Origin of the sequence: Litoreibacter halocynthiae, from assembly GCF_004365635.1 — a bacterium.
GTDB lineage: Bacteria > Pseudomonadota > Alphaproteobacteria > Rhodobacterales > Rhodobacteraceae > Litoreibacter > Litoreibacter halocynthiae.
In genome coordinates this window covers 76,537-94,843 of record NZ_SOBH01000001.1, presented here as the reverse complement: position 1 = coordinate 94,843, position 18,307 = coordinate 76,537, and the positions used below count along the sequence as shown (strand labels likewise).

Below are 18,307 nucleotides of genomic sequence, written 5' to 3'. Positions count from 1 at the left end.
AGCTGCCACTATGGCTGACCAACTGACATTGGCATTCGACACATCGGCCGCGCATTGCGCGGCCGCTTTGCTATCGGGTGACACTGTTCTGGTGTCGCGCGTCGAGGAGATGCAGAAGGGCCAAGCCGAGCGCCTCTTGCCGCTACTGGAAGAGGTCCTCTCAGAGGCCGACAAAAAATGGTCCGACCTTGACCGCATCGGCGTGGGCATTGGTCCCGGAAATTTCACCGGCATCCGCATATCAGTCAGTGCTGCACGGGGGCTGGCTTTGTCGCTGGGCATTCCTGCGATTGGCGTGAGTGCGCTGGAGGCCATGGCATTTGCGCCTACGCAACGCGACCAGACTCTTGCGACCCTAGATGCACGCCAAGGCAATGTTTACATACAATTTTTCGCCAAAAACGGGGGTGCTCTGGACGCTCCGAGCCTCTGCGCCGAGGACGAAATTCAGGCGGGTTCCCCGCCGGAAACCGCGTTTGTTGTCGGGTATAACAGCACCTTTCTGGCCGCACAGCTTGAGGCCGAGGCGATTGAGACCAGCCCCTCAGCCCTCATCATCGCCACCGCCCGCATCGCCGCTGCGCGCGCACCGGACGGCGCACGCCCCGCCCCGCTGTATCTTCGGCCCGCAGATGCGGCCCCACCCCGCGATCCGGCCCCCGTCATCCTATGACCCCCGACGCATTAGCCGCGCTACACGCCAAATGTTTCACGACCCCACGTCCGTGGTCCGCCTCAGAGTTTGCCAGCTTTGAAGGCAGCGCCTTTTTGCTAAGCACCCCTCAGGGCTTTTTGCTTGGGCGGTTGATCGTGGACGAGGCAGAACTCCTGACGCTCGCAGTCGATCCTGCTGCGCGACGGCAAGGCGTGGCGCGCGTTTTGGTGGAGGGTTTCAAAGCCCGCGCGACCGAAGACGGAGCAACGCTCGCCTTCCTGGAAGTGGCAGCAGACAATGAAGCCGCCATTGCGCTCTATCGTTCAACCGGATTTGCAGATGCAGGCCGTCGTCGCGCATATTACCGGCGTCCGAATGGCTCCACCTTGGACGCTTTGGTGATGCGTTGCGAGCTAGGCGACCGCTAACCTAGCGTAAGCGCCTGAAATCACGCCATTTGCGTGGGGAATTTACAAGAATCGGTTGACCCCTTGGCGTCACTGGGGCGTTAATACCCGATGATCTGCGGGCGCTGCTTGCCCGATCACTGCTTTATGCAACCGGGGGGACGGCCCCGGACGTAACAAAAAACATCTGGGAGACCACCATGACAATCATGCAAAAATTCCTCGGCGCGGCCGCGACTATGGCGCTTAGCGCGGGCGCAGCCTTGGCTGATCCGGCGATCATCTTCGATCTTGGCGGCAAATTCGACAAATCCTTTAACGAAGCGGCCTATAACGGTGCGACCCGTTGGGCAGAAGAAACCGGCAACTCCTTCGCCGAGGTCGAGCTGCAATCCGACGCACAGCGCGAGCAGGCCCTGCGCCGCTTCGCCGAAGCAGGCTCCAACCCGATCGTGATGGCAGGCTTTGCGTTCGGCAACGCTCTGGGTGAGGTCGCTGGCGACTATCCCGATACTTCCTTTGTCATCATCGACATGGTCGTAGACGCGCCAAACGTGCGCTCGGTCGTGTTTAACGAGCATGAGGGCTCCTACCTTGTTGGCTACATGGCCGCGCAAACCTCGAAGACCAACACTGTTGGCTTCATCGGCGGCATGGACATCCCGCTGATCCGCAAATTCGCTTGTGGCTATGCCCAAGGCGCGAAGGCGGCGAACCCTGACACCAAGGTTATCTCCAACATGACGGGAACCACCGGTGCGGCTTGGAACGATCCGGTAAAAGGCGGCGAACTGACCCGTGCTCAAATCAGCCAAGGCGCTGACGTTGTTTATGCGGCTGCTGGCGGTACCGGTTTGGGCGTGCTGCAAACTGCCGCTGACGAAGGCATCTTGTCCATCGGCGTTGACAGCAACCAGAACTACCTGCACCCCGGCAAGGTTCTGACCTCGATGCTCAAGCGCGTCGACAACGCTGTTTACAACGCGATGAAAGACGGCCCCGGTCTGGAAACTGGCTTCAATGTCATGGGCTTGGCCAATGAAGGCGTGGGCTATTCGCTGGACGAAAACAACGCTGATTTGATCTCCGATGACCTGAAAGCAACCGTTGACGCGGTGGCCGCGAAAATCATCTCCGGCGACATTACGGTCCACGACTATATGTCCGACGAGTCCTGCCCATCCCTGACATTCTAAGTTAGGAGCCCCAAGCCATGACTGATTGCATCAATACTTTCTTCTCTGCTTGGGGCGATCCATCGGCCGAGAGCCGCGCGGCAAAAACCGACGCGGCTCTTGCCACCAAATTCTACTACGCAGACCCGAACGCACCAGAACCCATCACGGATCGTGAGGCGTATCTGGCCTATGTGAAGATTTACGGCGACATGATGCCGGACGGATCAGCGAAGGTCGTCCACACCTCGGAACACAATGGCCACGCCCGCGCGACCGTTGCGTTTTGTAAGGACGGTGTCCCGATGCAGCATGGCCAGTACTTCGCCGATATCACTGACGGGAAAATCTCGCGATTGATCGGATTTGCCGGCATGGGAGAGCCCGCGTGACCACGGCCCCAGCAATCGAACTTAAGGGCATATCGAAGGCCTTCGGGCCTGTTCAGGCCAACAAAGACATCTCGATCCGTGTCATGCCGGGAACAATCCACGGCATCATTGGCGAAAACGGCGCAGGCAAGTCCACGCTCATGTCGATCCTCTACGGCTTCTACAAAGCCGACAAAGGCGAGATTTATATATCCGGCAAAAAAGTATCGATCCCTGACAGCCAAGCGGCCATCGCCGCGGGCATTGGCATGGTGTTCCAGCATTTCAAACTGGTCGAGAATTTCACCGTTCTGGAGAATGTCATTCTGGGTGCGGAAGACGGCGCCCTTCTGGCCCCATCGCTGCGCAAGGCGCGCAAGGACTTGGCCGCATTGGCCGCCGAGTACGAGTTGAACGTCGACCCTGACGCCTTGATCCAGGACATCGGCGTGGGGATGCAGCAACGGGTGGAAATCCTGAAGGCGTTGTATCGTCAGGCCGACATCCTCATTCTCGACGAGCCGACGGGTGTGTTGACCCCAGCCGAGGCCGACCAATTATTCCGTATCCTTCATCGCCTGAAGGACGAGGGCAAAACGATCATTCTGATCACCCATAAGCTGCGCGAAATCATGGAGGCAACTGACACCGTCTCGGTGATGCGGCGCGGCGAGATGACCGCGACTGTCAAGACGTCGGAAACGTCTCCACAGGCGTTGGCCGAATTGATGGTTGGACGTAAGGTGTTGCTGCGCGTCGATAAAACACCCGCGCAACCCGGCGAGAAAGTGCTGGAGGTCGAAAACCTCAAGGTTGTCGATAGCAAAGGCGTTGTCCGGATCAAAGGCGTCTCCTTTGACGTGCGCGCCGGAGAAATTCTAGGCATCGCGGGCGTCGCCGGCAACGGTCAGTCCGAGCTTTTGGAAGTGCTGGGTGGCATGCGCAACGGCACTGGGACCATTCGGGTAAACGGTCAGGACCTTGACTTAACCGGCAAGTTTTCGGACGCGCGCTCCCGCCGCAAGCGCGGCATTGCCCATGTGCCGGAAGACCGCCAGCGCGAAGGTTTGATCATGGACTTCAAGGCATGGGAGAACACGGCCTTTGGGTATGATGACGATGAAGCCTACCAAACCGGGTTGCTGATGAACAACGCGGCCATCCGCGAGGATGCCGAAGGAAAAATCGAACGCTTCGACGTGCGTCCCGCCAATGCCGATTTGGAGGCCAAGAGCTTCTCCGGTGGCAACCAGCAAAAGCTCGTTCTGGCGCGTGAGATCGAGCGTGACCCCGACCTACTACTGGTGGGCCAACCGACCCGTGGTGTGGACATCGGTGCCATTGAATTTATCCACCAACAGATCGTCGCCCTGCGCGACAAGGGCAAGGCAATCCTACTTGTGTCGGTGGAGTTGGAAGAAATCCTGTCGCTGTCGGACCGCATCGCGGTGATCTTTGACGGCCAGCTTATGGGTGAACGCCTACCCGCCGAAACTCACGAGAAAGAGCTGGGCCTGATGATGGCTGGCATGACCGGGGAGGACACCTGAGATGGAGCAATTGCCAAAATGGGCAGATCTCATTGTCGTACCCTTGGTGGGGCTGATCCTTGCTTTCAGCCTGTCCATGTTGATGGTGTTTGCAACCGGACACGACCCGATGGACGCGTTGTCTTTGATGGTGAAAGGCGCGCTCGGGTCAACCTATGGCTGGGGCTATACGCTGTACTACGCCACCAACTTCATTTTCACCGGACTGGCGGTTGCTGTGGCTTTCCACGCGTCCTTGTTCAACATCGGCGGTGAAGGCCAAGCGGCGCTCGGCGGGCTTGGTGTGGCGCTTGTGTGCCTTTTCATTCCTTGGCCACATTGGACTATAGCCTTGGTTGCGGCGACCGCTGCGGCGGGCCTGTTCGGGGCGTTGTGGGCGTTAATCCCGGCTTACCTGCAAGCCAAGCGCGGCAGCCACATCGTGATCACCACGATCATGTTCAACTTCATCGCGGCGTCGTTGCTCAACTACGTGCTGGTCAACAAGTTGCGCCCGAAAGGATCCATGGATCCGGCGACCGCCAAGTTCCCCGAGCCTGCACATTTGCCGTCCTTGGGTGACATGCTGAACGCCGTCGGCATCCCGTTCGCCAAAGGCACACCGGCTAATGTCACGCTGGTGGTTGCCCTCTTGGCCTGCGTGTTCGTCTATTATCTGATTTGGCGTACGCGTCTGGGTTACCAGCTTCGGGCGTTTGGCGAATCGCAGCCCGCCGCTGTTTACGCCGGGATCAACCCCGTCAAAATCACGATCATTACGATGATGATCTCCGGCGCGTTGGCGGGCTTGATGGCGATCAACAACGTTATGGGCGAGGCCGAGCGACTTATCCTCGGCTCGGTTGAGGGCGCTGGTTTCATCGGTATTGCCGTGGCCTTGATGGGGCGATCCCACCCTCTGGGTATCCTGTTTGCGGCGCTGTTGTTCGGGGCATTGTATCAAGGCGGGGCAGAGCTTGGGCTTTGGACCTCCATTCCACGCGAGTTGGTGATCGTCATTCAGGCATTGGTGATCCTGTTCACCGGGGCCTTGGACAACATGGTGCGATCTATAGTGGCCAAGGTGCTTGTACGACCCAAGCGTGCGGAGGCTTAGGAGATGGACTATCTGACAATCCTCCAAATCCTCGACAGCGCACTGCGTCTTGCGACACCGTTGTTGTTTGCCTGCCTTGCGGGTCTTTTCTCGGAACGGGCCGGAATTTTCGACATTGGCCTTGAAGGAAAAATGCTGATCGCGGCCTTCTTCTCGGCGGCAACGGCGTATTCGACAGGGTCAGTCTGGCTTGGCATGCTGGCAGGGGTTGCGGCGTCGCTGGTGTTATCCGGCATCCACGGCTTGGCATCGATTACTTTCCGCGGAAACCAACTGATTTCCGGTGTGGCAATCAACTTTCTGGCGTCCGGCCTGACGGTCCTCATTGGGTTGAGCTGGTTCAAGCTTGGCGGTCAGACGCCTTCCCTTCAAGGCGATGCACGGTTCCAAGGGATCGACCTGCCTTTCGCGGAAACATTGTCAGGAGTGCCCCTGCTTGGACCGCTATATTCGGAAGTACTCTCCGGACACACATTCCTGGTTTATGTTGCTCTGCTCTGCGTGCCTTTGACTTGGTATGTGTTGTTTCGCACGCGCTTCGGGCTCCGCCTAAGAGCAGTCGGGGAAAACCCCGCAGCCGTTGATACGGCAGGAATTTCCGTCGTCGGCTTACGCTATGCTGCTGTGGCTATCTGTGGCGTGCTGTGCGGGTTGGCTGGCGCCTACCTCGCGACAGGTCTGGGTGCCAGCTTTGTTAAAGAGATGACGGCGGGACGCGGGTTCATTGCGCTCGCAGCGTTGATATTTGCAAAATGGCGTCCTTGGTACGCGCTTTATGCAACGTTCCTGTTCGGGCTGCTGGAAGCGGTTTCCAACCGCTACCCGAGCCTTGATCTGGGCTTCGTCACCTTACCCTCGCAATTCATGCAGGCTTTGCCCTATATTCTAACCGTGGTGATCCTGGCGGGTTTCGTTGGGAAAGCCATTCCCCCACGTGCTGGTGGAGAACCTTACGTCAAAGAACGATGACGTGGTGGTGTGAGTCCCATTATTGCCCTTTCGTGGGCAAGATGGTCAATTTTGCCAACTGGACTTATCATATTGATTTGCTCAGTCCAGTTGACGGGGTCTAAGGAACGTCCATGCAAATCTATCTTCCCATCGCCGAGGTGTCGGTCAACGCATTCCTGCTTCTGGGTTTGGGTGGGATTGTAGGGATATTGTCTGGCATGTTTGGAGTCGGTGGGGGGTTCCTCATGACCCCCTTGCTGTTCTTCATTGGCATCCCGCCAGCGGTTGCGGTTGCGACGGAAGCCAATCAAATCGTAGCGTCGTCTTTCTCTGGTGTACTCGCTCATTTCAAGCGGCGGACGGTGGACCTCAAGATGGGTCTAGTCCTGCTGATCGGCGGCCTTATCGGGGCTGCAATCGGTGTTCAGGTGTTCACAATCCTGCGCGAAATGGGTCAAGTCGATCTGTTGGTAAAGCTGTGTTACGTCGTTTTCCTTGGTATCATCGGCGGATTGATGTTCTTCGAAAGCCTGCGCGCCATTCGACGTTCAAAGAAACCTAGCGCAGTTCCCGAACGCAAGAAGCACGGGCTTGTTCATGCCCTTCCCTTCAAGATGAAATTCCGGACTTCGGGGCTGTATATCTCCGTTATCCCCCCAATTGTTGTTGGTTTGTTTGTCGGCATTTTGGCCGCAATCATGGGGGTCGGCGGTGGCTTCATTATGGTTCCGGCCATGATCTACATCTTGGGAATGCCCACCAAAGTTGTGATTGGCACCTCCTTGTTCCAGATCATTTTCGTGACCGCGTTCACCACGCTTCTGCACGCGACCACCAACTACACCGTCGATATGGCGCTGGCGGTTCTGCTGCTTATTGGTGGTGTAATCGGTGCGCAAATCGGCACCAGGATTGGCGTCAAGTTGAAGGCCGAACAGCTTCGTATTCTGCTCTCGATTATGGTGCTCGCCGTTTGTGCCAAACTGGCGCTGGACCTGCTGATTGTGCCGTCCGAGTTGTTCTCGCTGGGCAGCGGAGGCCATTCGTGATCCGCGCGCTTGCATTCCTGTTATGCCTTGTGGTCACACCTTTGGCTGCTGAAGAGGTCGTCGCGGGCCTGTCACGGGACGAGGTTCGGATCACGGCAAATTTCGACGGGTCCGACATCCTGATTTACGGCGCAGTCAAACGCAATGCGCCAGCAGCGACCGAGCCAATGGAAGTGATCATAACCGTTTCCGGTCCGGCTCAAACGGTGAATGTGCGCAAGAAGGATTGGCGCTTGGGTATCTGGGTTAATACCAGTGCGGTAGAGGTCGATGAAGCCCCAAGCTTCTATGCAGTCGCCTCCAGCGGTGCGCTTAGGGATGTTCTGACCCGCACGGAAGACCTGCGCCACCGCATTTCGATCCCGCGCGCCATCAGATCCGTTGGTGCGCCTTCCACCGTCGAAAACGCTGCTGAATTCACGGATGCCCTTATCAGAATACGCACAGCCAAAAATCTGTATCAAAAGCTCGACAATTCGGTGAAGCTCTATGATCAGACATTGTTCTCTACGACGATCGATTTGCCTGCGAACCTTGTCGAGGGCCCTTATGACACGCGCATTTTTCTTGTGCGGGGCGGTGTGGTTGTTGACGACTATGAGACCGTAATCAACGTAAACAAAGTAGGGCTGGAGCGCTGGATTTACGATCTCGCGCACCAACAGCCGTTGATCTACGGCCTATTGTCGTTGTTCATCGCAATCGTCGCGGGTTGGGGCGCGTCTGCGATCTTCCGCTACATCCGTTTCTGAACCTGCTTAGTCTTCGCTCTCTGGCGATTTCAGCTCCAAACGCGCGGGCCCCTTTGGCAGATCATCGGTGCGCAGGCCGCTCGTCGGGCGTGCCAGCATGCTCCGCGTAATCCACATAAGACGGTGCTCTGCCCGCGTGATGGCAACGTAGGCCAACCGCTTCCACAAGGGTTGTCCTGCCTCTTCGCGCCCTGCCCGTGCCGCGGCGTATAAATCCGGTGCGAACACCTGCACCGTTTCCCATTGCGAGCCTTGGGCTTTGTGGATTGTTACCGCTGCCCCGTGTAAAAACGCAGCACCCATGCGCGCGGCAAAGGGGATAAACGGCTCCTCTTCACCCGGCGCTTCGATTTTGATGATAGATGCTGCCGAAACCTGTGGATCTTCCGCCCCAATCACATGCAACCGCGAAAAACCGGGCTTGTTGCCCGGCCCCATATAAACCACCTGCGCGCCTTTGATCAGGCCGCGCGCCTCCAAATCAATTCGCTTTTTACGGTGTTTCAGCGGCAATTCGATCCCGTCGCAGATCAGCGGCTCCCCCGGCAGCAGGGTGTCGACCGTCGCGCCATAGGCGCCACGAAATGCCTGGATGAGCCTGATGCGTGTCGCGTTGCGCCAGACCAGTACCGGAGAGCGTGCCATCAGATCCGCCTCCACCCGCTCAGCGTAGACGACTCGATCATCTTTCGCCGCCGCTTCACGGACCAATTGCTCAAAGTCACTGAAACTCACGGTCGGATCGGCCAGTGCATGCGCCAAATCCAAAATCGGGTTGTCTTGGGTTTGGCGGTGGACGCGCGACAATTCCAGCTTGCGGCCGTCTTTCAGCTTGTCGAACACCATCTCGCCGGATTGCCCGACTGGCGCTAACTGTGCCGGGTCTCCGAACAAGATCAGTGTCGGGAAAATCTCGCGCAGGTCCTCGTATTGCTTTTCGTCCAGCATCGAAGATTCATCTATGAAGCCGATATCCAACGGGTCTTCGCGTCGCTTCCATCCTTGGATAAAGTCCGAGCCTTTTAACCCTGCGGCGGCCAAGGCACCCGGAATAGATTTGTTCGCCTCGTAGAACAGACGCGCGCGTTCGAGGTTGGTTTCGGTCAGTCCCTCGATCTCCGGCTTGTCACCTTGTCCAGCCAGCCATTCAGCAATCCGCTCGTATTCGGGATCATACATCGGGGTGTAGAGGATGCGGTGAATGGTTGTCGCAGGCACACCTCTGTTTCGCAAAACACTGGCCGCCTTATTGGTCGGAGCCAGAACCGCAATGGTGCGACGATCCTTGCGGGGCTTGCCGTCATAGTCGCCTGAAATCAGATCAACACCCGCTTCCTGTACGGCTTCCACCATCTTGGCCAGCAACAGCGTCTTGCCGGATCCGGCCTTGCCCACGATGGCCATGACCTGACTTGTGGCATCGTTCAGCGGCGTTGTGTGGCCTTCCAACATGTCCACACCAGCCTTCGCCATTACTTCCGTAATGGCGTCGTAGGCTTCCGCCTGATCTTCGGAAAATGTGATGGTCGTGGGGGCATTCGACATGCGCCGGACACTACCCTGCGACCTTCAGGTTTGCCAGAGAGTTCAGGCCGCAATCATTGTTCTCTCGAACCCGAATGCCCGTGCAAACCAATGGGCTGCAACTTCCTTGCTCACGCCCGCTTTTGTGGCCAGTTGGGAAAGCAACTCAGGGCGAAATTCCCACAACCCCGCGCTGATCGCTTCGCGACCTTTTCCCTCCGTGCCCAGCACCTCCGGCGGCCAGCCGAGTTGCCGGTAGATACGGACCATTCGCGCATCAAAGACTCCCACGGCATGACTCAGGCCCAGCCCCACCCCAAGCTGCGCTCCTGCAAGCATCAACAGAGCCGCTATCCGGCTTCCATCTGGCGCGTTTGGTGAAATACAAAACCGGGTGGTTTCCCAAATGCGGTCGTCGGAAACAGGCTGACCGTTCAGATGGCTAAAGAAGTCGTTCACCATCGTCGCGCCAGCGGTTGGCAGAAACCTCATCGAGCCGCCATGTAGCCCCGCCGCCGTTTCCCAAATGACATAGAGGGGATTGAGCAAGTCATATTGGTCTTGCTCAAATCCGTTCACGTCGATGGTCACCTCCCATTTCAACCGTTGATGGAACTGAACCGCGCGGTCTTTTAACATGCTTTCCCTGAGTTTCGGGAACGCCAAGAGTTGGTCGGCATAAAGATATCTGATCATAAGGAACTCCATCCGCTTCGGGAGGGTGGAGTTCGCACAAGTGGGTTAAGATCGGATCAGGGCAGCGCGCCTAGATAGCTAGAATGCGCAACAGTTTTAGACGACAATCAATCCGTGGGTGAGCGCCATGGCGACGGCATGGGTCGTATTCGCGGCCCCGAGTTTAAAGCGTGCGCTTTCGATATACACTCTTAGCGTGCTTTCGGAGATTTTCAGGGTTTCCGCTATGCTGGCGCGGTTCGCACCAGTGGCCAGCAAGGTCAGTGTATCCTTCTCGCGGGGTGACAACGAACGGGTGGGACCGCGATTGGGGTTCCCCTCAATTTGCAGCGCTTTCTCATTCAGATAGTGAGAAATCAGCAGCAAATCAGCCGACCTTTCCGACGTGAAGCTGGCCCACATCTCGTCGTTACATTTTTGATTGACCGAGACCAAAGCGAATTGCCCGCTGGGCCCGCGTATCGGGACACTAAATCCCTGATTTCCCAGTCCGGCTTCGCTCGCTTCACCAAGGAACGCTCGGCTGGCCTTCGTGGACCAATCCAGCGTTTTCCATTCGATAGGCTGGAATTGCCGGTAACAGCCCTGAACTACGGGGTCGATACGGGCGTAATCCTGCTCGATGTAGCGTTCAACCCAGACAGGTTCATATGTCAGCGCTGCGTACTGACCGCCGGTGCTGTTGACCGAATGGTAGACCAAGTGTTCGAGGTCGTAGACAGCCCTCAGGTTCTCGACAAAAGTCTGAAACTCTTCAAGCGTTGTCGCCTGAGAAAGCGCGTCCTGCATGTCGACCAGTCTGTTCATGCTCACCCATCATGTGGCGTCTTGAGCGGACCGGTGACGCGATTTCGGTCGTCGCAACCAAAATCGTGTCGTCAAGCTGTTCTGCCAGATGGCTAAGCCGGTTTCTGGCAGAGAAGGCCTTCAGGTCCATCAATACGTCAATAATCCAGTCGTTCTTCATCATCACTATCCTCCCGAAAGGGTTAATCATCCGTTAACGAAAGCCTAGCAGCGGAAAATTGCCGACAATATTCACCAATTAACCCTCCCCCAAAATAGCGAGGGATCGGGCTGTAACTGACTGAAATTGGTGAACCAATCCGTTCCAACATAGAAAAAGCCCGCGAACCGAGGCGATTCGCGGGCTTTCTCAAGAGTTATTTTACTGCGGTTACGAAGTACGGCTTGCTTCCAGCGTATCCTCGAAAGTCGTCAGTCCAGTACGCGGTGCGCAAACCAGAACGGCCATGTTCCCGGGCTTGTGCTCATTGCGCAGCATCTTGGTGTGCGCCTGAGGGATCTCGTTCCAAGGGAACACCTCTGACATGCACGGGTCCAAACGGCGCTCGCACATCAGCTTGTTCGCCGCGGAGGCTTGCTTCAGATGCGCAAAGTGAGAGCCCTGAACGCGCTTTTGGTGCATCCACAGATAGCGGGCGTCCATCGTCAGGTTGTAGCCTGTCGTGCCAGCGCAGATGACAACCATGCCACCCTTCTTCACCACGAAGACCGAGACCGGCATCGTTGCTTCACCAGGGTGCTCAAACACCATATCGACGTTGTTGCCTTTGCCGGTAATGTCCCAGATGGCTTTGCCGAACTTGCGGACCTCGCCAAACCACTCTTTGTATTCAGGTGTGTTCACCTTGGGCATCTGGCCCCAGCAATTGAAGTCCTTGCGGTTCAGAACACCCTTGGCGCCAAGCCCCATCACGAAGTCGCGCTTGTCCTCGTCAGAGATCACACCGATGGCATTCGCCCCTGCGGTGTTCGCCAGTTGCACGGCAAAAGAGCCAAGGCCGCCGGACGCGCCCCAGATCAGCACATTCTGCCCTGGCTTCAACTCATGCGGGTGATGGCCGAACAGCATGCGGTATGCGGTTGCCAGTGTAAGTGTGTAGCATGCACTTTCTTCCCAGCTTAGATGCGCGGGACGTGGCATCAGCTGTTGTGCCTGCACGCGGGTGAACTGTGCGAACGAGCCATCAGGTGTCTCGTAGCCCCAGATCCGTTGGCTGGACGAGAACATCGGATCACCGCCGTTACACTCTTCGTCGTCGCCGTCGTCTTGGTTGCAATGCACAACAACTTCGTCGCCAACTTTCCAGCGCTTAACTTTATCGCCAACCGCCCAGATGATCCCCGCAGCGTCAGAGCCTGCAATGTGATAGTCGGCTTTGTGCACGTCGAACGGGCTGATTGGAACACCAAGCCCCGCCCAAACGCCGTTGTAATTCACGCCCGCAGCCATGACCAAGACTAGGACTTCGCGGTCGCCGATTGCTGGCGTCTCGACGACCTCGTTTTGAAAGCTGTCCTCCGGCTCGCCATGCCGCTCGCGGCGAATGGCCCATGCATACATCTGAGACGGGACGTGGCCCATCGGGGGAATTTCACCCAGCTCGTAAAGGTCTTTTTTCTCGGCGCTGTAGTCCATCATGTCGTCCTGCGTATCTAGAGCCATTACCGGCGCTCCTCATCTTAGTCGGTGCCGCGACGCAGAATCAAATGCTGCACCGCCAATAAGGAAGAGATACAAACGCAAAAGCAACAATACAACCCGAAAGTTGTGTTTTTTGTAATTTTATGTCGCAGCCAAATGCTGAAGGGACGCCGCATAATAGCCAATCACCTCTGGTGCCTTATCGCTCACCTCGACGATACCGTCTGCAAGCCGGATCACCCCGCGGACTTCCAACATCCTCAGCGCTTCATTCACAGCGCGCTCACAGCTCCCGTCACCGCTTTCTCGTGGCATACACACCTCAAGGCGCGCCGCGCGAAATCGTGCGACGTCCTTGGAGAATAACGCTTCAAGGGTCGAGCGTTCTATTTTGCCACCTGCCGCGTGAATATGGCGACACACCAGCGGAACTGGCAAAATCGGAACGACAGCTCGCACTCGCTCCATCAACTCCGCGCCCAAGCGCTCTGTTGTTTGCGCGGGGTGGTTGGCTAGGAATTCCGTCAGCGACACGGGCCGGCCAAAGGCAACTGCAGCAAAGCCCAAACGATGGAACTTGCCCGTCAATCGCTGCCAGAGGTGCCGCCAGACATATTTGGCCACATGGCTGATCCGAAACTTGAACCTTGCGGATTTGTCCCCGGCCGCAGCCGCCAATACACGGTCTTCCAGCACGCGATCATAGTTCAGCCCGACCGGTACGAACACTACATCCCGTGCAACGCCGGGGTTAAAGCCGTCAACGATATAGCTGATCAATCCCAACTTTGGTTGCCCCAACGCGCCGCTTCGGGACAATCCGCCTTCAGGAAATACAGCTTGCGCAACACCTTCTCTGGTCGAGAGTTGGACGTACCGTGCCAAGACGCGGCGATAGAGTGGGTTCAAGGATTTCCGGCGAATAAAGTAGCCACCCATCATCTTGATCAACGGGCGCAATGGCCACACCCGCGCCCATTCCCCAACCGCATAAGACAACGCGCTGTCGCGCGCAGCGAGATAGGTCACCAACACATAGTCCATGTTGGAGCGGTGGTTCATAATGTATACCACAGTCGCATCCGGATCGATCGCCGCCATAGCATCACTGCGCGGGTTCACCACTCTGACGCGATAGAGCGACCGTGACACCCACTTCGCCAACCGCGTCCCGAGCCCGAAGTAAACCGTGGCACTGAAGGATGGCACTATTTCACGCGCATAGCGCTGTGCAGTTTCAAAGGCCACGTTGTCGGGCACACCCATCTCGTCGGCATAGTCGTTGACCGCCCGAATGACGTCAGGATCATACAGCACGTTCTGGATCATGTCGTGACGTCGGGCGAGCTTGAACGGCTGGATCGGCCGCGCAAGTTTGGAGTTCAGGCGCGCAACCACCCGTTCTGCCCGCCGCCGAAAGAACCATCGCACAGACGGGAACAATAGATGCGATGCAGCAGTCACCGCCGCCAGCAACCCGATCAGAACGAGCGCCCAGATGGGAAGTTCCACAGTGGTGAGCATTATTTCACCCTCAATTCACCGCCGCCGCCATGCTTTCAGAGACAAGGCGCAGCGGCTGCTGGGTCACAGAAATGATGCCGCGGCGCGGGCGATCAAGATCAATGATGACAAAGACCAGCGCCACGATCAGGATCATCATTGCGTAAATCGGAAAGCCCGCCTTGGCCAATGTCAGTCCCGAATTGTACCCTAGGATGCTTCCCAACAGCACGAACGTCGCAAACATCAGGAACAGTACCGGCTCCGGCACATGGCGTTCGATTGCAGCGTCTCGTGATCCAAGGGAATCAATCATATCATTTAATGAGGCCGCAAAGCTGACCGATGCCGGCCCGCCCACTTCTTGTATTTCCAAGCTGGCCACGTCCCAGAGCTTAACAAATATCTCCTCGGCAGCTTGAACCAGCCCATCACGGCGGTCTGTTTCGCTTGCGGGAACGCGCCCCGCCTCAAAACGGGTCAAGCCGTAGCGGCTCATCAGGGCTTTGGCCTCATCCCGACGCGCGTCGCTTAGAAAATCGGTCTGCAGCCAAGCCGTGCCAATCGCATTCGCCTCGTCGACCACGGCCCGCGATCGGTCGTCGTAACGGTTCAACGCCAATGAAAAGGTGAAACCGGGCAATAGCGCCAACAAACCCAGAAGCGAGCCCTGCACAGCCCCAATCTGAGACTTACTTTCGTCATTATGGTGGGCGGAACCTTGCTTCCCGACCACGCGCCCAAGGCGCATAGCCGCCCCCATCGCCAATAATAGGACTACTGCGATCAAGATAGAATTGATGTCGTACATGATTTCCGTCTGCCCCATTTTGGCGGCTCCACCTACTCGTCAGGGCCAGTTTGAGCCCTTATGCCACAAACACCATGCCAATAGACAAAAAGCATGGCAACGCAACGGATATGACTGTAAATTCTGCGTTGCAGCGAATTGACATTGGTATAAAATTCCACGTATCAATCGCTAAACGCAATAATGTTACCGTCCGCGATTCACACGAGGCCATCATGTCCGACCTACCCAACACGCCGCAAAAAGATCGCCCTTGGTTGTTTCGCACTTATGCGGGTCACTCAACGGCCAAAGCGTCGAACGCCCTGTATCGCGGCAATCTGGCCAAGGGTCAGACCGGCCTTTCCGTGGCGTTCGACCTGCCAACACAGACTGGCTACGACAGTGATCACGTCCTGTCCAAGGGTGAAGTCGGTAAGGTCGGCGTACCGGTCGCGCATCTCGGCGATATGCGCAGTTTGTTCAACGATATCCCGCTGGACCAGATGAACACGTCGATGACGATCAACGCGACGGCCCCATGGTTGTTGGCTCTCTACATTGCAGCGGCCGAGGAACAGGGCGCGGATATTTCTGCCCTGCAAGGCACAGTGCAAAACGACATCATCAAGGAATACCTGTCGCGTGGCACATACATCTGCCCGCCGAAACCGTCGCTGCGCATGATCACCGACGTCGCTGCCTATACGCGTCAGCATCTGCCAAAATGGAATCCGATGAATGTCTGTTCATATCACCTGCAAGAAGCAGGCGCGACGCCGGAGCAGGAACTGGCCTTCGCGCTTGCCACAGCGACCGCCGTGCTGGATGACCTAAAGGGCAAAGTCCCTGCGCAGGACTTCCCGCAAATGGTGGGCCGCATCTCGTTCTTCGTGAACGCCGGCATCCGCTTCGTCACCGAAATGTGCAAAATGCGCGCCTTCGTGGATCTGTGGGACGAGATTTGCCGCGACCGCTACGGCGTTGAAGACCCCAAGTTCCGCCGCTTCCGCTACGGGGTGCAGGTGAACTCCCTTGGCCTGACCGAGCAGCAGCCGGAAAACAATGTCTACCGCATCCTGATCGAGATGCTGGCCGTTACCCTGTCGAAAAACGCCCGCGCCCGCGCTGTGCAATTGCCCGCATGGAACGAAGCGCTTGGCCTGCCCCGCCCGTGGGATCAGCAATGGTCGCTGCGCATGCAGCAGATCATGGCATTCGAGACCGACCTTCTGGAATATGAAGACCTGTTTGACGGCAACCCTGCCGTGGACCGCAAGGTCGAGGCGTTGAAAGAAGGCGCGCGCGCCGAACTCGCCACTATCGACAGCATGGGCGGCGCGAACGAGGCCATCGAATACATGAAGTCCCGTCTGGTAGAGGCCAATGCAGAACGCCTTGGCGGCATTGAGTCCGGTGACACCATTGTGGTCGGCGTCAACAAATTCCAGCAGCACGAGGAAAGCCCGCTGACCGCAGGCGACGAGGCGATCATGGTGGCCGACAAGGACGCCGAGGCCGACCAGATCGCGCGGCTGGACGCATGGCGCGCGTCGCGCGACAATGACGCGGTTGAAGCGGCACTCGCTAGGGTCCGCGCCGCCGCAAAAGATGGCACCAATATTATGCCTGCCACCATCGAAGCCGCCAAAGCAGGCGCGACTACTGGTGAATGGGGCGACGTGATCCGTCAGGCCTTTGGTCAGTATCGTGGCCCGACCGGTGTGTCTCGCAACCCCTCCAATCGCACCGAGGGTCTGGAAGAAATCCGCGAGCGCGTGGATGCGGTGTCAACCAAACTGGGTCGCCGCCTCAAGTTCCTCGTCGGCAAACCGGGCCTGGACGGTCACTCCAACGGGGCCGAACAAATCGCGGCCCGCGCCCGCGACTGCGGCATGGATATCAGCTACGAAGGCATTCGCCTGACACCAGATGAAATCGTAGAGGCCGCCTTGAAGGACGAAGCGCATGTCGTTGGTCTGTCGATCCTGTCCGGCTCCCACATTCCGCTGATCGAAGATCTCATGAGCAAGATGCACGCGGCGGGAATTGGCCATATTCCCGTGGTGGTCGGTGGAATCATCCCCGAGGACGACGCGCAACGTTTGCGTTCAATGGGCGTGGCCAAGGTCTACACACCCAAAGACTTCGAGTTGAACCGGATCATGGGTGACCTCGTAGAACTGGTGGACCCGAAGGATATCGCAGCGGAGTAAAACCTTACTTGACACCCGTGCGGACGCGGCCAGAATCCGCGTCCAATGAATTGTGCCCAAAGGTAATTGAATGAATTCCGCAACACCCCAATCCCGCCGCCCCGCGCGGGAATGGATACCCGTCCTCAAAGCATATCGTGATCCGTCTCTCTCCCGCTCGATTTGGGAGCTTGCGACGACTTTCGTCCCTTATGTCAGCTTGTGGGCCATCGCATGGTGGTCGCTGTCGGCAGAGCTTTACTGGGTCACCGTCCCTGCCGTCATACTGACGGGCATGTTGATGATGCGCATGTTCGCCATCCAGCACGATTGCGGCCATGGGGCGATCTTCAAGTCATGGGCTGCCAACCGCTGGCTAGGCCGCTGCCTCGGGGTGATCTGCATCGCGCCCGCCGCCGTTTGGGCCAAGAAACACGATGTCCACCACGCCACCCACGGCAATCTGGATCGCCGCGAGATGGGCGACCTGCTGACCCTGACGGTCGCGGAATACAACGCCAAAGGCCCGCTCGCCAAAGCCGCCTACCGCCTCTACCGCAACCCGTATTTCCTGCTCGCCTTCGGGCCGTTTTACTCCTTCTTTCTGGAATACCGCCTGCCCTTCCGCCTGATGGACCGCCGCGAATACTGGATCAGCGCCATGGGCACCAACCTGTCCATCGCGATTGTGCTCGGCACGATCTACTATTTCGGGGGCTGGGGCCCAATCCTGTATATCTTCGTCCCTTCAACGCTCATCGGGGCGTTCTGCGGCGTCTGGGTGTTCTACATCCAACACCAGTTCGAAGGCGTCGAATGGGATCACCAAGGCAACTGGTCGGTGCACGATTCCGCACTCTATGGCTCCAGCTACTACGTGCTGCCGGGCTGGTTGAACTGGTTCAGCTGCAACGTCGGCATCCACCACGTTCACCACCTTTACGCCCGCATCGCCTTCTACCGCTTGCCTGAGGTTCTGCGCGATCACCCAGAACTGGCTGGAACCAACCGCGTCACCTTCCGCGATAGCCTCAAATGCATGAAGCTGAAGCTCTGGGACGAGGACACCCGCCGCATGGTCGGCTTCGCCGCAGCGGATGCGAAAGCGGCGCAAGGGGCACTCGCACCGGCGGAATAGGGCTGA

General features: G+C 57.6%; 18 protein-coding genes. 11 read left to right on the top strand and 7 right to left on the bottom strand.

Annotated features, from left to right (window positions below; genetic code table 11):
• Window positions 1-10: 10 nt before the first annotated feature.
• From tsaB to BDE40_RS00430, 9 genes are all read left to right on the top strand, one after another.
• On the top strand, window positions 11-673 hold the full coding sequence (gene tsaB / locus BDE40_RS00470) for a tRNA (adenosine(37)-N6)-threonylcarbamoyltransferase complex dimerization subunit type 1 TsaB (protein ID WP_134011816.1): 663 nt from the start codon (window positions 11-13) through the stop codon (window positions 671-673).
• The gene (locus BDE40_RS00465; protein ID WP_134011814.1) at window positions 670-1,083 is read left to right on the top strand and encodes a GNAT family N-acetyltransferase; all 414 of its coding nucleotides are present in this window, start codon (window positions 670-672) and stop codon (window positions 1,081-1,083) included. The genes tsaB and BDE40_RS00465 overlap by 4 nt, the downstream gene beginning before the upstream one ends.
• Before the next feature lie 179 nt (window positions 1,084-1,262).
• Window positions 1,263-2,258 (top strand): BMP family lipoprotein, encoded by a 996-nt coding sequence (locus BDE40_RS00460; protein ID WP_134011812.1) that lies wholly within the window; start codon window positions 1,263-1,265, stop codon window positions 2,256-2,258.
• 17 nt (window positions 2,259-2,275) lie between these two features.
• Entirely contained in the window at window positions 2,276-2,629 is a 354-nt protein-coding gene (locus tag BDE40_RS00455) for a nuclear transport factor 2 family protein (protein ID WP_134011810.1), read from the top strand.
• Window positions 2,626-4,158, top strand: a complete 1,533-nt coding sequence (locus BDE40_RS00450; protein WP_134011808.1) for an ABC transporter ATP-binding protein — start codon at window positions 2,626-2,628, stop codon at window positions 4,156-4,158. The genes BDE40_RS00455 and BDE40_RS00450 overlap by 4 nt, the downstream gene beginning before the upstream one ends.
• Window position 4,159: 1 nt before the next feature.
• Window positions 4,160-5,254, top strand: coding sequence for an ABC transporter permease (locus BDE40_RS00445; RefSeq protein ID WP_134011806.1), 1,095 nt, complete (start codon window positions 4,160-4,162; stop codon window positions 5,252-5,254).
• A 3-nt stretch (window positions 5,255-5,257) separates the two neighbouring features.
• Window positions 5,258-6,223, top strand: coding sequence for an ABC transporter permease (locus BDE40_RS00440; RefSeq protein ID WP_134011804.1), 966 nt, complete (start codon window positions 5,258-5,260; stop codon window positions 6,221-6,223).
• Between the two features lie 113 nt (window positions 6,224-6,336).
• Window positions 6,337-7,254, top strand: a complete 918-nt coding sequence (locus tag BDE40_RS00435) for a sulfite exporter TauE/SafE family protein (protein WP_134011802.1) — start codon at window positions 6,337-6,339, stop codon at window positions 7,252-7,254.
• Window positions 7,251-8,006, top strand: a complete 756-nt coding sequence (locus tag BDE40_RS00430) for a TIGR02186 family protein (protein WP_134011800.1) — start codon at window positions 7,251-7,253, stop codon at window positions 8,004-8,006. The genes BDE40_RS00435 and BDE40_RS00430 overlap by 4 nt, the downstream gene beginning before the upstream one ends.
• A gap of 6 nt (window positions 8,007-8,012) precedes the next feature.
• Here the strand turns inward: BDE40_RS00430 and BDE40_RS00425 are convergent, their stop codons facing one another.
• From BDE40_RS00425 to BDE40_RS00395, 7 genes are all read right to left on the bottom strand, one after another.
• Window positions 8,013-9,551: an ATP-dependent DNA helicase gene (locus BDE40_RS00425; protein WP_134011798.1), complete on the bottom strand. Its 1,539-nt coding sequence runs from the start codon at window positions 9,549-9,551 to the stop codon at window positions 8,013-8,015.
• A 42-nt stretch (window positions 9,552-9,593) separates the two neighbouring features.
• A complete protein-coding gene (locus BDE40_RS00420; protein ID WP_134011796.1) occupies window positions 9,594-10,226 on the bottom strand; it encodes an acyl-homoserine-lactone synthase in 633 nt (210 codons plus the stop codon).
• Window positions 10,227-10,322: 96 nt separating this feature from the next.
• Complete coding sequence (locus BDE40_RS00415) at window positions 10,323-11,033, bottom strand: helix-turn-helix transcriptional regulator (protein ID WP_134011794.1); 711 nt, start codon at window positions 11,031-11,033, stop codon at window positions 10,323-10,325.
• The gene (locus BDE40_RS00410) at window positions 10,981-11,196 is read right to left on the bottom strand and encodes a hypothetical protein (protein WP_246030316.1); all 216 of its coding nucleotides are present in this window, start codon (window positions 11,194-11,196) and stop codon (window positions 10,981-10,983) included. The genes BDE40_RS00415 and BDE40_RS00410 overlap by 53 nt, the downstream gene beginning before the upstream one ends.
• 207 nt (window positions 11,197-11,403) lie before the next feature.
• The gene (gene ccrA / locus BDE40_RS00405; protein ID WP_134011792.1) at window positions 11,404-12,696 is read right to left on the bottom strand and encodes a crotonyl-CoA carboxylase/reductase; all 1,293 of its coding nucleotides are present in this window, start codon (window positions 12,694-12,696) and stop codon (window positions 11,404-11,406) included.
• A gap of 120 nt (window positions 12,697-12,816) precedes the next feature.
• Window positions 12,817-14,199, bottom strand: a complete 1,383-nt coding sequence (locus tag BDE40_RS00400) for a 1-acyl-sn-glycerol-3-phosphate acyltransferase (RefSeq protein ID WP_134011790.1) — start codon at window positions 14,197-14,199, stop codon at window positions 12,817-12,819.
• A gap of 10 nt (window positions 14,200-14,209) precedes the next feature.
• The gene (locus BDE40_RS00395) at window positions 14,210-15,007 is read right to left on the bottom strand and encodes a bestrophin-like domain (protein WP_134011788.1); all 798 of its coding nucleotides are present in this window, start codon (window positions 15,005-15,007) and stop codon (window positions 14,210-14,212) included.
• Between the two features lie 197 nt (window positions 15,008-15,204).
• On the opposite strand from BDE40_RS00395, the gene BDE40_RS00390 reads away from it, so the two are divergent.
• Together BDE40_RS00390 and BDE40_RS00385 are read left to right on the top strand one after the other, a co-directional pair.
• Window positions 15,205-17,184, top strand: coding sequence for a protein meaA (locus BDE40_RS00390; RefSeq protein ID WP_134011786.1), 1,980 nt, complete (start codon window positions 15,205-15,207; stop codon window positions 17,182-17,184).
• A 70-nt stretch (window positions 17,185-17,254) separates the two neighbouring features.
• Window positions 17,255-18,301: a fatty acid desaturase family protein gene (locus tag BDE40_RS00385; RefSeq protein ID WP_134011784.1), complete on the top strand. Its 1,047-nt coding sequence runs from the start codon at window positions 17,255-17,257 to the stop codon at window positions 18,299-18,301.
• Window positions 18,302-18,307 lie beyond the last annotated feature (6 nt).

Coding starts and splice junctions, on each gene's coding strand:
- BDE40_RS00400 (WP_134011790.1), bottom strand. CDS start 14,199: ATGCTCACCACTGTGGAACTTCCCATCTGGGCGCTCGTTCTGATCGGG.
- BDE40_RS00440 (WP_134011804.1), top strand. CDS start 5,258: ATGGACTATCTGACAATCCTCCAAATCCTCGACAGCGCACTGCGTCTT.
- BDE40_RS00390 (WP_134011786.1), top strand. CDS start 15,205: ATGTCCGACCTACCCAACACGCCGCAAAAAGATCGCCCTTGGTTGTTT.
- BDE40_RS00435 (WP_134011802.1), top strand. CDS start 6,337: ATGCAAATCTATCTTCCCATCGCCGAGGTGTCGGTCAACGCATTCCTG.
- BDE40_RS00425 (WP_134011798.1), bottom strand. CDS start 9,551: ATGTCGAATGCCCCCACGACCATCACATTTTCCGAAGATCAGGCGGAA.
- BDE40_RS00465 (WP_134011814.1), top strand. CDS start 670: ATGACCCCCGACGCATTAGCCGCGCTACACGCCAAATGTTTCACGACC.
- BDE40_RS00455 (WP_134011810.1), top strand. CDS start 2,276: ATGACTGATTGCATCAATACTTTCTTCTCTGCTTGGGGCGATCCATCG.
- BDE40_RS00420 (WP_134011796.1), bottom strand. CDS start 10,226: ATGATCAGATATCTTTATGCCGACCAACTCTTGGCGTTCCCGAAACTC.
- BDE40_RS00415 (WP_134011794.1), bottom strand. CDS start 11,033: ATGAACAGACTGGTCGACATGCAGGACGCGCTTTCTCAGGCGACAACG.
- BDE40_RS00395 (WP_134011788.1), bottom strand. CDS start 15,007: ATGGGGCAGACGGAAATCATGTACGACATCAATTCTATCTTGATCGCA.
- tsaB (WP_134011816.1), top strand. CDS start 11: ATGGCTGACCAACTGACATTGGCATTCGACACATCGGCCGCGCATTGC.
- BDE40_RS00460 (WP_134011812.1), top strand. CDS start 1,263: ATGACAATCATGCAAAAATTCCTCGGCGCGGCCGCGACTATGGCGCTT.
- BDE40_RS00385 (WP_134011784.1), top strand. CDS start 17,255: ATGAATTCCGCAACACCCCAATCCCGCCGCCCCGCGCGGGAATGGATA.
- BDE40_RS00410 (WP_246030316.1), bottom strand. CDS start 11,196: ATGATGAAGAACGACTGGATTATTGACGTATTGATGGACCTGAAGGCC.
- BDE40_RS00445 (WP_134011806.1), top strand. CDS start 4,160: ATGGAGCAATTGCCAAAATGGGCAGATCTCATTGTCGTACCCTTGGTG.
- ccrA (WP_134011792.1), bottom strand. CDS start 12,696: ATGGCTCTAGATACGCAGGACGACATGATGGACTACAGCGCCGAGAAA.